The organism is Agrobacterium sp. SOY23 (assembly GCF_027212525.1).
GTDB classification, from domain to species: domain Bacteria; phylum Pseudomonadota; class Alphaproteobacteria; order Rhizobiales; family Rhizobiaceae; genus Agrobacterium; species Agrobacterium tumefaciens_I.
Genome location: NZ_JAPWDT010000005.1, coordinates 302,838 through 315,482, shown reverse-complemented (window position 1 = coordinate 315,482; position 12,645 = coordinate 302,838). Strand labels below are relative to the sequence as shown.

Sequence of the window (12,645 nt, the reverse complement as noted above, 5' to 3'; positions counted from 1 at the left end):
GTCGCTCCACCTAGAGAGAATTTTCCGGAAGCACTGTTCCGGCGGGTTGGTCACACAGCCGCTTCCCCATGGCCACGAAGGGGGAAAGCCGCTTTAAAAGCTGCTCGAAATTATCGAAAGGGCGCAGCGCCGAGGCCCGGCCCATATTAACGATGGCGACCGCCATCATGTCGGTGTCGATCGCAAAGGGGTAATCCTGCTCGCCATCCTCCTTCTCGCCGACAAAATAAACCATCTTGTCCGCGAGACTTGGAGCACAGAGAAGCAGGCCTTTTTCCGCCACGAAAGGCCAGTCTTTCTCGCCCTGCATCTTTGCAATCTTCTGGCTGCGAAAGTCCTTCGCCTCGGGAATGACGCTGCCAACGGGCACGGCCACTGCCGCGCCGGATATGTTGATCGCAAGCATGGCCGCCGCCAGCATCAATGCGCCACCGCGGCAGCGGCAGCCTCATCGATAAGGCGGCCGGTGCGGAACCGGTCGAGCGTCAGACCGGCTGCGAGGCGATGCGGTTCACCGCGGGCGATGAGATGCGCAAAGAGGTTGGCCGAACCCGGCGTCGCCTTGAACCCGCCCGTGCCCCAGCCGCAATTGACGAAGAGGTTAGGCACCGGCGTCACGCTCTGGATCGCGGAACGGTCTGGCGTGTTGTCGGTGATGCCACCCCACTGGCGCATCATCTTGACGCGGCGGAAGATCGGGAAGAGTTCGCAGATGGCGTCCAGCGTATGGGTGATGATCTGGAGACCGCCGGTCTGGGAATAGGAATTATATTGGTCCGTGCCCGCACCGATGACCAGCTCGCCCTTGTCCGACTGCGAAATATAGGCATGTACCGTGTTGGACATGACAACGCAGGGGAAGATCGGCTTCAGCGGTTCCGACACCAGCGCCTGCAGCGGGTTGGAATGCAGGGGAACGCGCACGTCAGCCATTTTCATGATGACGGAGGAGTGGCCCGCGGCGGAAACGCCGATTTTCTTCGCGCCGATGAAACCGCGATTGGTCTCCACGCCCGTCACCGCCCCGTCCGGCCCGCGGCGAATCGCCGTGACCTCGCAGTTCTGGATGATGTGGACGCCGCGATCGGAGGCCGCACGCGCATAACCCCACGCCACCGCATCGTGGCGTGCCGTGCCGCCACGGCGCTGAAGGGCTGCGCCATTAATGGGATAACGCGCATTGCCGGAAATATCGAGCGGCGGGCAATAGGCTTTCGCCTGCTCCGGAGTCAGCCACTCGTTGTCGATTCCGTAGAGGCGGTTGGCATTGATATGACGGCTGAAGGACTGCCGGTCATGGATATTGTGCGACAGCATCATCACGCCGCGCGCCGAATACATGACGTTATAATTGAGATCCTGGCTCAAGCCTTCCCACAGTTTCAGGGAATGCTCGTAGATATCCATGCTCTCTTCATAGAGATAGTTGGAGCGGATGATGGTGGTGTTGCGACCGGTATTGCCGCCACCGAGCCAGCCTTTTTCCAGAACCGCGACATTGGTGATGCCATGTTCCTTGGCCAGATAGTAGGCAGCGCCCAGTCCGTGACCGCCACCGCCGATGATGATGACATCATAATCCTTGCGTGGCTCGGGTGAGGCCCATTGCGCATCCCACCCCTTATGACCCCGCAACGCCTCACGCGCCACGGCAAAAACGGAATATTTGCGCATTCGCAGTCTGCTCCTCAAGAACCGGCCAAAGGCCGTAAACATACGCCCGGCCCGTATCATACACATGGCAAATCGGGATGGGAGGCAATATTCATTTTGCGACGTCGCAATGATTTTGTTTCGACATTGCGGGAAGAACGCGGGGCACGCTGCATTTTGCGGGTGGATTATGCGCTACCGGCTGGACTTGCTGCAAATGATCTGTTATTGCACGTCACCAATCGCCCAGCTCGACAGCCGGACGGACCATTTTTTGTTTGCGTGCGAATGCCTTTATTCACACAGCAAGATAACCAAACTAAAGGAACGGGATTCACGTGCAGGTACTAGTCCGCGACAATAACGTTGATCAGGCGCTCCGCGCCCTGAAGAAAAAGATGCAGCGCGAAGGCATTTTCCGTGAAATGAAAATGCGCGATTATTACGAAAAGCCCTCCCAGAAGCGCGCCCGCGAAAAGGCTGAAGCCGTTCGCCGCGTTCGCAAGCTGGCACGCAAGCGTGCACAGCGCGAAGGTCTGGTTGCAGGCCCCCGCGCAGGCCGTTAATAGGCCGTCTTTTGGACGTTTTTGAATGCTTGTTGGGCGGGGGCGATCAATTCGCCGCCGCTCTTTGTGTTTGTGGCCGGAGAACGCTCTTGAAAACGACCGTGAGACCGGCCTGCGAGGGAACCCACACCGAATGATCGCTGTCGACGCCTGTGTTGTGAAAAACGCCGATGCCTCCAGGCACCGGATGCCATTGAAAAACAACAGAGGGTTTCGCGCTTCTCTGGTCGTCTGCACCGTTCTTGCCGGTCTTTCCGGCTGTGCGACATCCAACCAGACGGAAGATGTGTTCAGAATCGACCGCGCCCAGGGTTCGCAGGAAAACATCGCCTCGCTGACCTCGGTCATCAACGCCAATCCGCAGGATCCGGAAGGCTACAATGTCCGTGGTTCGGCTTATGGCCGTGCCGGCGATTCGCGCCGTGCCATCGAGGATTTCAACAAGGCGCTGCAGCTCAATCCGCGCTTTTATCAGGCCTATGCCAACCGCGCGCTCGTCTATCGCAATACCGGGCAGCAGCAGCAGGCCCTGCAGGACTACAACGCCGCCCTGCAGATCAACCCGAGCTATGATGTGGCGTTGATCGGCCGCGGCAATCTTTACCGCCAGTCCGGGCGCGTGAACGAAGCCTTCAACGATTTTTCCCGCGCCATCGAGCTGGAAACCACCGACGGACGCGCCTGGCACAATCGCGGCCTGATCTACCAGCTGCGCAACCAGCATGCGCAGGCCATCGAGGACTTCTCCAAGGCAATCTCGCTTTCGTCGACATCGCCGGAGCCCTATAACGGCCGTGGCCTTTCTTATGTCGCGCTGAATGACGACGAAAACGCCTTTGCCGATTTCAACCACGCCATTTCGCTGGATGGCAACGTGGCAGAATCCTGGGCCAACCAGGCGTTGGTCTATGAGCGGCGCGGCGAGATGCCCAAGGCTGCCAAGTCCTACGGGCATGCGGCCCGACTCGACCCGAAATACAAGCCGGCACTGGACGGCGTGGCCCGCACGCGCGGCGCCAGCGCCTCCTGATCAAACGGGAATCAACAAAAAAGCCGGCAGGTGTGACACCCGCCGGCTTTTTTATGGGAAATCCCAAAGCCTCAATGGCTGTCGCGGCGCGCCTCGGGCGCAACGTCACCCGTCCACAATTCCGCCTGTACCGCATTTTGAAATTCCATGACCTCGCGCCGCATGGCGGCGTCCTCATAACCGAGCGCCGTCAGACGGGCGGCCAGTTCACGGCACTCCCTGCGCCAGAAATCATTCGCCTCCACACCATGCAGCCGGTCGAGCATGGTTGCACATCGTTTTACGTCGGCAATGCGGTTCTTTGCCGGAAAGGCGATTACTTCTGAACTCGTTGTCACGCGGGCACCTTGCTCTTGCTGAGGAATCAATACCGACTTTTTAAAGGCGAGATGGTTAACGAAGTCTGCAGAGCGCCCAAGACGGCTCGCAAGGGCCGTCGGCGAAAGGGTTTTACCGCCTCTCAGAAGCAGGAACGGGTGTTTTCGGCAGGCCTGGTCGGGGCGAATCAGCAATTACCGAGGAATTTACCAATCGAGATTACCGAAATTTCATGCCGCAACCCTTAGAAGAAGTATATGTGTGTTGAAACAACACCGGTCTCATCGTATATTTCTTGCAAAGAAAAAAGAATGCCGCACCGCAGTCAGAAATGGAGAAATCGTTCTCGGGAGGAGAGCACCATGTATGCACCTCGTGTTTTTTTCAGCATGATCGGTGCATTGCTTACCTTTGCGGTTGCCACATATTTCATCCACGGCTCCTTCTATACGGCATTCATCCAGACCCTCATCTGCGCCGTCATTCTGCAAGTCGGTTATTTTATTGGGATTCTGGTTCTCGTCGCCCGGGAAAAACGGCGGATGCGGGAGACCTTCTCGCGGGATCGTGCCGCGGAAACCCTGACGGCGGATACGGCTAAAAGCGCCCCGCCACATGGTGCGAAACTGACGGATATGTGACGCTTCGCGCATCTTCTTTTATTGCGTCGCAAAAAAATCGCTTGCATCCACACGCCTGACACTTTCTGCTGGCCAAATCCTGACGGTTGGTCAAAGCAGAAGGACAACACATGGTGAGCGGTTCACAGCCCATTTGCGTCATCATCGCTGCGAAAAATGCATCCGAAACGATCGATATCGCCATACGCTCCGCCCTCGCGGAGCCGGAAGTCGGTGAGGTCGTCGTGATCGACGACGGTTCCACCGACACGACGAGCGAAGTTGCGCATGCGGCGGATGACGGCACGGGGCGTTTGAGGGTTGTGCGATTCGACGTCAATCGCGGCCCTTCGGCGGCCCGCAACCATGCGATTTCGATTTCCTCTGCCCCGCTCATCAGCATTCTCGATGCGGATGATTTCTTTTTCAGCGGCCGTTTTGCCGCCATGCTGGCCGATGACGACTGGGACCTCGTGGCCGACAATATTGCCTTCATCCAGCAATCGGTTCCCGGCGCCTCCTCCCTGCAGCCAGCACGCTTTGAACCGCAGGCGCGGTATCTGTCGCTCACGGAATTCGTGGAAGGCAATATTTCCAGGCCCGGCATCGAACGCGGGGAAACCGGCTTCCTGAAACCGGTGATACGCCGCGCTTTTCTCGACAAACACGCGCTGCGTTACGACGAGGCGCTGCGGCTTGGCGAGGACTATGAGCTTTATGTACGCGCACTTGCCGCCGGCGCCCGTTACAAGGTCATCCGCCATTGCGGTTATGGCGCGATCGTGCGCGGCAACTCGTTGAGCGGCCGTCATCGCACCGACGATCTTCGCCGCTTATACGAGGCGGACAGGGCGATTCTGGCGGGCTGCAAGCTTTCCGCGGAGGAAACGGCGATCCTGCGCGAACATGAAAGACATGTCCGCGCCAAATTCGAGCTGCGCCATTTTCTCGATGCAAAAAAGCAGAAAGGCATGGGCGGCGCACTGAGCCACGCCCTTGTGCGGCTGCCCGCCCTGCCCGCCATCACGCGCGGCATCTGGAGCGACAAGACCGCCCGCTTCCGCAAATCGCCGCCAGTGCGGGATGTGCGTTATCTGCTGGATGGCACGCCGGTTTCGTGAGGGGGAAAGACCACCTCACCAAATTTTCTGCCGTCATCCTCGGCCCTGTGCCGAGGATCTAATCCCATTGAACAAAATCGAAACGTTGCAGACCCTCGGGACAAGCCCGAGGATGACGTCGGCGCAATTGGCATGAGCGGCGTGCGAGCAATGACGACAGAGAAGTCAGAGGACGGCATTCCCGAGTAAAGGCGGCAGGGAGTTCTCTGCCGCATCCACTGCCTTCACCCTCAGAGATAATCCCGCTTCACCGTTTCCAGAACGGCGGCAAAACGCTCCTTGCGCTCCTCCAGCCGGCCATCCGGGCTGAGACGCGGCTCCGCACGGCTTGCCTGCCAGAGCGCCAGCGTGGAAGGTGCGGCCAGCACCTGCTTCGCCAGTTTGCGCAATGACCGGGGTTGCGTTTCCTGCGGCCGGACCATCACATCACCCTCATGCGCCGGGCCCTCATGCGCCGGGGCAGAACCGGCATCAGTGATGACGGGGGCTGATGGCGGCGGGAAGCTCATGCCCCAGAAGCGCGAGCCCTTTTTCGCGGCCTCGGCGCGAGTGGAAACCGGAACATAACGCGGCTGATATTCAACACCCACGCTGTTGGCCCAGTCGCTCCATTTGAAGCTGTTGATCGACGGCGAAGTGCTGACCGCGACCCATGGCACGCGGAAGGCATCGGCTAGGATTGCGCCGTGCATCGATTCGGCAACGATGAATTCCGACTGGGCGATGGCGCGGATGACGGCTTTCGCCTCGCCGCGCGGGTCAAGGTAGGTCAGACCCGCCGGTTCGCACACGGTTTCCCACATGCCGAATTCCGCCGATTCCCAATGGGGAACGAAGGTCTTCTTGTGAAGTTTCGGCAGGTTTTTGAACTCCGGCATCTCCGTTACCATCACGGCCGGATCGACGATGCCCTTTTCCGGGGAAAGCCCGAGCTTGGCGGCGGTTTTTTCGCCGCGCACGCAGCGAATATCCCAGAATTCGGTGCTGGTATCCGGCACCGCGCCATAACCATAACCGCTGCCGATGACCAGCTTGCGCTGTTTTGCGGGCAAAAGAACATCGTTCAGAACGGTGCCGACGCCGACCAGCATGACATCATCATGCACATCGCGCAGGCCGGGGAGCAGAAAATCCCACAGCCACAGATTGAGATCATCACCGAAATTGCCGTGGTGAGATTCCCAGTGGTAAGGTTTCATGAGGTCACTCCTGGGGTGAAAAACATATAAATTCTTGCGGGCGAGAATTCGCTTATCGTGAGCGGACGATTTTTCCCGCACCGAGTTCGAAAGCAGCCCGCAGAAGTGCCGGATCACGCATCGCCCACTTCAGCAGCAGCCCGAATTCGGGTGCCTTGCGCCGTTTCAGATTGCCCGCCTGGCTCCACAGCGCCTGTTTGCGCGCCGTGTTTTTATAGGAAGCAATGGAGGCAACATCGGCCGGCCGGCGTGAAAAACGGCCTTCCAGCGTATCGAGCGCCACCCAGGTATTGAACTGCTGGCGCAGGAATTCCGGCGAGGTATTGTCGATGCTGTGGAAGATATTGACGCCCATTCCGCGCATCGCGCCCGCATCGTCACACAGCAGCGTGCGCTTCGATGCAAGGATGGAATCGCAGAAAAACAACACGTCTTCGGCCGCCAGACGAAGCGCCGGGTCGAAACGGATCCTTTCAAAAAGCGGACGGCCGATCACCATGCAGGAGAGATGCAGGAAGCTCCAGTTGCGCAGCATGACGCTTGCGAGATCCGGCAGCTCGATCACCAGCGGCTTCTCGGAAAGCCGTGCCGCGCCCTCATTCTTTTCCAGTTCGGAAATGGCGAAATGATAATAAAATTCGTCACTTGCCTGCATGGATGCCCAATAGCACTCGCCGCCGTAAGTCTCTAGCGCGAAGGCCGCATTCTGCAGATGATCGGGTGTCCAGATATCGTCGGAATCGAGGAAAGCGACATAGTCGGTACCCTCAGGCACATGGTCGAGACCGGTGTTGCGGGCGCCGCCCGGACCGGCATTGGCCTGTTTAATGACGATAATCCGGTCTTTCTCAACCTGCGAAAGTTCCGCAAGTTCCTTGTCGATCGGGTATGGCGATTCGTCATCCACGATGACAAGATCGAAATCCTGGTAAGTCTGCGCAAAAACCGATGCGAGCGCACGTCCCAAGACACCGTGCTGCTTTTGGTAATAGGGAATGACGACAGTAAATCTTGCCATTGTTTCGCCCCTTGCGTTGATCAAGAAGTGTCGGGCCCGATCCTAAAAGCGGCCCCGATGGTATCGGCAACTCCCAACCGGCTTTCCTCCCGCCGGCCTCCAGAAACAGGATGCTTGTATGCCCCCAGCGCCAAATGTAAAGACCATCACCACGAATGTCGGCTGGAGCGTTTTATCAAAAACAGGGACATTCGGGCTTAAATTTGTCACGGTCCCCATTCTTGCAAGACTGCTCTCCCCGGAAGAATTCGGCGTGGTTGCGGTAGGACTTACGGTTGTACAGTTCCTGACCATGATCGCCGGCGCAGGACTGACCTCCGCGCTGATCGTCGAGAAGGAAGAGGATATGGATACGATCCATACCGTCTTCTGGGCCAATCTGGCGATTTCCTGCACCATGGCCGCCGCCCTTTACATCTGGGCGGAATTTTTCGGCGGGTTGCTCGGCGCGGTGGAAAGCGCCTATCTCCTGCGCATCATGGCCTTCCTCATTCCGCTGCAGCTTGCCGGCGATGTCGCCTATTCGCTGCTCGCCCGGCGCATGAATTTCAGCAAGGACGCGCTGTGGAGCATGGCATCGGAAAGCATTGCGGCCATTGTCGCAGTGGCTCTCGCCTTTCTCGGCTTCGGCGTCTGGGCGCTTATCATCCAGCTATTTGCCGCCGCCCTCATCCGGCTCGTCGGGCTTTACGCCGTGTCCCGTTATTGCCCGCGTTTCGTCATGAAACCGCGCCGGCTGGTACCGCTTCTCGGCTTCAGCTCGGGGCTTATGGGCTCGGAAATCGCCAATTTCGTCACCTTCCAGTCGCCGATGGTGGTGATCGCCCGACATCTCGGGCTGGCGGATGCCGGCGCCTATTCCGCCTCCAACCGCTTTGCCAGCATCCCCAACCAGGTGGTTCTGTCCGCCGTCATGGGCGTTTTGTTTCCCGCCTTCAGCCGCATGATGGACGACCCGCAGCGCCGCCGCGACGCGCTGATGTTCAGTACCCAGGTGCTGACCGTGCTTTTGGCGCCGATGATGTTCGGCCTCTGGGCCGTAGCGGAACCGGCCATGCTGGTGATCTTCGGGCAGAACTGGGCCTATGCCTGGCCAGTTCTCGGTCTTCTGGCACTTTCCAAGGCCATTCTGACGCCCTGCAGCACCTTCATCCCCTATCTGAAGGGCGCGGGTTACGGCCGCGTGCTGTTCTGGTCGGCGACGATCCGCGCCATCGTCACTACGGTCGCGGTCTGGCTCGCCGCCCTTTATGGCACGCTGATCGATGCCATGGTGTGGCTGTGCATCGTCAATGCGGTGACGCTGGTTGCCTATTCCTGGGCGGTGTTCAAGGCGAGCGACACGCCGTTTTTCCGCGGCCTTTACGTCAGCAGCAGGCCGATGATCGCAGCGCTGATCATGGGTCTTGCGGTGCGCTATCTGCTTCACATCCTTGCGGACCGTATCCCCAGCGCCACCCTTCAGGTCCTCATCGGCGCCGCTGTCGGTGGCGTCATCTATGCGGTGCTCATCCTGCTGACCGAGCGTGCGCTGCTCAAAAAAATCTTCGGAATGGTCAAATCCCGGCGCGTGCAGGACGCCGCAACCCAAGGTTAGCAACCTCATAAAAAAACGCGCCTCATTTCCGCCGTGAAGCGGCTTTTCCGCGGTGATTTCATTCACCGCGGCAAGGGCACGTAACAGCTGTTTTTGCAGCGCAACATCGCGACAAATGACAATTTCGCACGCTTCAGCGATTTTTAACGATGCCAGACTTTGCGGAAATTATAGCAATTTCAATCTCTTGAATTTTCTCGGCGGCAAGAATGGCGCTAACGCCAGACAATCACCCGCAAATTCTAAGCTTGTGTTTTTCCCGCGTCGCCACATTTTATCCCAAAGTCGAAACCAGACTTTCCAGCGCGGGCTTAAGTTCGCTCTGGTTGCAACGCGGCGTGGGTGGACGCCGCCCAATAGGGGTGACTGATGTGACTGTCGATCAGAACCTATCCTCCCGTATCAATTTGATGCGCATATTGTTGATCTCGGGGATTGTGTTCGTCCATGTGCCGCACAATGCCGAAACCAGCCCGTTTCTTGGCCTTTACGGCTTCTTCGACTGGCTGCGCGTTTTTCTGGGCGATGCCCTGTTCCGCATCGGCGTGCCCTGTCTCAGCGCCATTTCCGGTTACCTTCTGTTTCGCCGCGGCATGAGCAGTTTCGATTATCCGGCGACAATCCGCTCCAAGTCGAAAACCGTGCTGCTGCCTTTCCTCCTTTGGAATGGCGCGCTGTTTTCCGTCGTGCTGCTGATCCAGCTGTTCGATGTCGGCGTGGGTTATTTCCCTGACCTGTGGAACGCCAGCCCGCGTGAAATCATCAGCCACGGAACGGCGCTCGAAGAGTTGCCGGTGAATGTGCCGCTTTATTTCCTGCGTGATCTCTTCGTCTGCATCCTGCTGTCGCCGGTGCTCGCTTTTCTGATGCGCCGCTTCGCGCTGCCGACGCTGGCGATCCTGCTCATCATCACCGCCATGCCGGATCTGACGATCTTCATCGTCCAGAAAAAATCCATCCTTTTCAGCTTCTCGCTCGGCATTGCGCTTGCGCTGCACCGGGTCGATGTCAAGGCGCTTGACCCCTATGCCGTGCCGATCATGGCGCTAACCTTTGCCGCCTCGGCCATATTGGCGACGGGACTTTATTTCACCGGTCCGGAATTCACCTTCTGGCTCAATATGTCGCGCAATCTGCTTGCGGTCTTCGGCGCACTTGGTTTCTGGGTTTCCTCGGCGATCCTGATCCGCAGCCGGCTTGGCCAGCGGCTTGCCGAAACCGGCAGCCTGAGCTTCTGGATATTCTGCGCCCACTACCCTTTGCTCGTCATCATGTGGATGGTGTGGAACAAGGGCGGACCGGATTTCTATCCCGCCTTCTATATCAGCGCGACGCTTTCCGCCTTCGTCATTCTGGTGATCAGCAACGCCCAGACCCGCAAATATCTGCCAGCCCTCTATTCCGTGCTGACCGGAAGCCGGAACGGCAAAGGCAAGACGAAGGCCGACTTTGCGGCAAAACGGGCCGCCATGATCGGCCCGCCGACATCCGAAACGCTTTATTCGCAACGACAGAGGTGAACTAATGACAACATTTGTCACCCGCGTTCAGACACGCATTTTTCTCGCCGCGGCCCTTCTGGCCGCCCCTTTTGCGACGCCGGGCCAGGCGCAGGAAGGGAATGGCGCATCCTTCATCGAGAACTTCGATTCCATGGACAGAAGCTTCTGGTACGTCTCCGACGGCTGGAACAACGGCGCGCACCAGAACTGCACCTGGTCGAAGAAGCTGGCAACGGTGGAAAACGGCCAGCTCACGCTCGGCTTCGAGGAAGCCAAGGCCGGCGATCGCAAATTCGCCTGCGGTGAGATCCAGACCAAGGGGCGTTATCGCTACGGCACCTATGAAGCACGGATGAAAGCCGCCACCGGCTCGGGCCTGAACTCCGCCTTCTTTACCTATATCGGGCCGACCGACAAGAAGCCGCATGACGAAATCGACTTCGAGGTGCTGGGCAAGAATACCGGCAAGGTGCAGCTCAACCAGTATATTTCCGCCAAGGGCGGCAATGAGAAGCTGGTGCCGGTGGAGGGGGGAGCCGATGCCGGCTTCAACGATTACGCCTTCGTATGGGAGCCGCAGCGCCTGCGCTATTACGTCAACGGCAAGCTCGTCCATGAAGTGACGGACGAGACGAAAATCCCGCAAAACGCCCAGAAGATTTTCTTCAGCCTGTGGGGAACCGACACGCTGAAGGACTGGATGGGCGCGTTTTCTTATGCCGGCGCGACGCAGATGATCGTCGACCGTTTCGCCTTCACGGCGCTCGGCGACAAGTGCCAGTTCCCGGAATCCATCGCCTGCGCCCTCAACTGACCGTTCTTAAAAACCGGAACCCCGCATGACCCATGTTCTTTACCTCGCGCATGATCTGTCGGATCCCGCCATTCGCCGGCGGGTGCTGACCTTGCTGGCGGGTGGGGCGCTGGTCACGCTGGCCGGTTTCCGGCGCGGTCAGAACCGGCTGGCGGAAATCGAGAGTGTCGTTCCCGTTGTGCTCGGAGAAACCGCCGACGGGCAGTTTCTGCAGCGCATGGCGGCGGTGGCAAAAGCCAGCCTTTCGCTCGGCAAAACCTTGCGCGACATCCCGGTTCCCGATGTCATCCTCGCCCGAAATCTGGAAATGCTGGCCCTGGCAAAGCGCGCCATGTCCATCTATTCCAACCAGCCAGCGCTGGTTTACGAATGTCTCGACATTCACCGCCTGCTTCTGAACAAGGGCAAGCCCGGGCAGTTGCTGAATGCCGCGCAGCGTTATTTCGCCCGTGACGCCAAGCTGCTGGTGACGAGTTCTCCTGCTTTCGTGGAGCATTATTTCAAGCCCGTCTCGGGGCTCAACCTTCCCGTCCTCTTGCAGGAAAACAAGGTGCTGGCGCTTGACGCCACCGTTGCCGCTGCCCCGCAGCCACGCCCGCCCGCCCCCGGCGAGCCCTGGAAAATCGGCTGGTTCGGCGCGCTTCGCTGCCGCAAATCGCTCGAAATCCTCGCCGAATTTGCCCGCCGCATGGAAGGCAGGGTCGAAATCATCCTGCGCGGCCGGCCGGCCTATTCGGAATTTGCCGATTTCGATGGCTTTGTGGCCGCAGCCCCGCATGTGCATTTCCATGGGCCTTACAAGAACCCCGAGGATCTCGCGACCATCTACAACGAGGTGCAGTTCACCTGGGCCATCGACTTTTTCGAGGAGGGCCAGAATTCCAGCTGGCTCCTGCCCAACCGGCTTTACGAAGGTTGCCTTTATGGCACCCTGCCGATTGCGCTTGCCGGCACGGAAACTGCCCGCTTCACCGAAAAGCGCGATATCGGCTTCGTCCTGCAAAATGCGGGTGCTGATGATCTGGCCGCACTGTTTGCCCGGATGAACCCGCAAACCTATGCGGCCGCCTTCAACACCCTCTCGGCACTCGACAGGAAACAATGGCTGACCGACCGCGACGATTGCCGTCAACTGGTCCAGCACTTGTCCTCGCTTGCCAAATCCGCCTCCGGCCATGCCCGTGATGCGCAGTTTTCACCCGTGTAG

The 12,645-nt window shown here is 58.8% G+C and carries 13 protein-coding genes; 8 read left to right on the top strand and 5 right to left on the bottom strand.

Translation table 11 applies throughout. From position 1 onward, the window contains the following. Positions 1-10: 10 nt before the first annotated feature. Both O3S81_RS16740 and O3S81_RS16735 read right to left on the bottom strand, forming a co-directional pair. A complete protein-coding gene (locus O3S81_RS16740) occupies positions 11-421 on the bottom strand; it encodes a hypothetical protein (protein WP_269344922.1) in 411 nt (136 codons plus the stop codon). Further along, entirely contained in the window at positions 421-1,674 is a 1,254-nt protein-coding gene (locus tag O3S81_RS16735; RefSeq protein ID WP_269344921.1) for a sarcosine oxidase subunit beta family protein, read from the bottom strand. The genes O3S81_RS16740 and O3S81_RS16735 overlap by 1 nt, the downstream gene beginning before the upstream one ends. 317 nt (positions 1,675-1,991) lie before the next feature. On the opposite strand from O3S81_RS16735, the gene rpsU reads away from it, so the two are divergent. After that, a complete protein-coding gene (rpsU, locus tag O3S81_RS16730) occupies positions 1,992-2,219 on the top strand; it encodes a 30S ribosomal protein S21 (protein ID WP_003508541.1) in 228 nt (75 codons plus the stop codon). 133 nt (positions 2,220-2,352) lie between these two features. Continuing rightward, positions 2,353-3,249, top strand: a complete 897-nt coding sequence (locus O3S81_RS16725) for a tetratricopeptide repeat protein (RefSeq protein WP_269344917.1) — start codon at positions 2,353-2,355, stop codon at positions 3,247-3,249. A 71-nt stretch (positions 3,250-3,320) separates the two neighbouring features. On the opposite strand, the gene O3S81_RS16720 is transcribed toward O3S81_RS16725, so the two are convergent. Continuing rightward, a complete protein-coding gene (locus tag O3S81_RS16720; protein ID WP_269344915.1) occupies positions 3,321-3,587 on the bottom strand; it encodes a DUF6074 family protein in 267 nt (88 codons plus the stop codon). 342 nt (positions 3,588-3,929) lie between these two features. On the opposite strand from O3S81_RS16720, the gene O3S81_RS16715 reads away from it, so the two are divergent. Beyond that, positions 3,930-4,208 (top strand): exopolysaccharide production repressor protein, encoded by a 279-nt coding sequence (locus O3S81_RS16715; RefSeq protein ID WP_269345142.1) that lies wholly within the window; start codon positions 3,930-3,932, stop codon positions 4,206-4,208. Between the two features lie 110 nt (positions 4,209-4,318). Beyond that, positions 4,319-5,308: a glycosyltransferase family 2 protein gene (locus tag O3S81_RS16710; RefSeq protein WP_269344914.1), complete on the top strand. Its 990-nt coding sequence runs from the start codon at positions 4,319-4,321 to the stop codon at positions 5,306-5,308. A 230-nt stretch (positions 5,309-5,538) separates the two neighbouring features. Here O3S81_RS16710 and O3S81_RS16705 read toward each other — a convergent pair whose 3' ends face one another. Continuing rightward, entirely contained in the window at positions 5,539-6,507 is a 969-nt protein-coding gene (locus tag O3S81_RS16705; protein ID WP_269344912.1) for a polysaccharide pyruvyl transferase family protein, read from the bottom strand. A 52-nt stretch (positions 6,508-6,559) separates the two neighbouring features. Next, entirely contained in the window at positions 6,560-7,525 is a 966-nt protein-coding gene (locus O3S81_RS16700; protein WP_269344910.1) for a glycosyltransferase family 2 protein, read from the bottom strand. 118 nt (positions 7,526-7,643) lie between these two features. Between O3S81_RS16700 and O3S81_RS16695 the strand changes: the two genes are divergently transcribed. The 4 genes from O3S81_RS16695 to O3S81_RS16680 all read left to right on the top strand — a co-directional run bounded on the left by O3S81_RS16695 (position 7,644) and on the right by O3S81_RS16680 (position 12,645). Further along, positions 7,644-9,122, top strand: coding sequence for a lipopolysaccharide biosynthesis protein (locus tag O3S81_RS16695; RefSeq protein ID WP_269344907.1), 1,479 nt, complete (start codon positions 7,644-7,646; stop codon positions 9,120-9,122). Between the two features lie 371 nt (positions 9,123-9,493). Then, positions 9,494-10,642: an acyltransferase family protein gene (locus O3S81_RS16690; protein ID WP_331284196.1), complete on the top strand. Its 1,149-nt coding sequence runs from the start codon at positions 9,494-9,496 to the stop codon at positions 10,640-10,642. Positions 10,643-10,646: 4 nt separating this feature from the next. Continuing rightward, entirely contained in the window at positions 10,647-11,438 is a 792-nt protein-coding gene (locus tag O3S81_RS16685) for a glycoside hydrolase family 16 protein (protein ID WP_269344904.1), read from the top strand. A gap of 25 nt (positions 11,439-11,463) precedes the next feature. Continuing rightward, positions 11,464-12,645, top strand: a complete 1,182-nt coding sequence (locus O3S81_RS16680) for a glycosyl transferase family 1 (protein ID WP_269344902.1) — start codon at positions 11,464-11,466, stop codon at positions 12,643-12,645.

Coding starts and splice junctions, on each gene's coding strand:
- O3S81_RS16740 (WP_269344922.1), bottom strand. CDS start 421: ATGCTGGCGGCGGCCATGCTTGCGATCAACATATCCGGCGCGGCAGTG.
- O3S81_RS16735 (WP_269344921.1), bottom strand. CDS start 1,674: ATGCGCAAATATTCCGTTTTTGCCGTGGCGCGTGAGGCGTTGCGGGGT.
- O3S81_RS16725 (WP_269344917.1), top strand. CDS start 2,353: ATGATCGCTGTCGACGCCTGTGTTGTGAAAAACGCCGATGCCTCCAGG.
- O3S81_RS16715 (WP_269345142.1), top strand. CDS start 3,930: ATGTATGCACCTCGTGTTTTTTTCAGCATGATCGGTGCATTGCTTACC.
- O3S81_RS16710 (WP_269344914.1), top strand. CDS start 4,319: ATGGTGAGCGGTTCACAGCCCATTTGCGTCATCATCGCTGCGAAAAAT.
- O3S81_RS16705 (WP_269344912.1), bottom strand. CDS start 6,507: ATGAAACCTTACCACTGGGAATCTCACCACGGCAATTTCGGTGATGAT.
- O3S81_RS16700 (WP_269344910.1), bottom strand. CDS start 7,525: ATGGCAAGATTTACTGTCGTCATTCCCTATTACCAAAAGCAGCACGGT.
- O3S81_RS16695 (WP_269344907.1), top strand. CDS start 7,644: ATGCCCCCAGCGCCAAATGTAAAGACCATCACCACGAATGTCGGCTGG.
- O3S81_RS16685 (WP_269344904.1), top strand. CDS start 10,647: ATGACAACATTTGTCACCCGCGTTCAGACACGCATTTTTCTCGCCGCG.
- O3S81_RS16680 (WP_269344902.1), top strand. CDS start 11,464: ATGACCCATGTTCTTTACCTCGCGCATGATCTGTCGGATCCCGCCATT.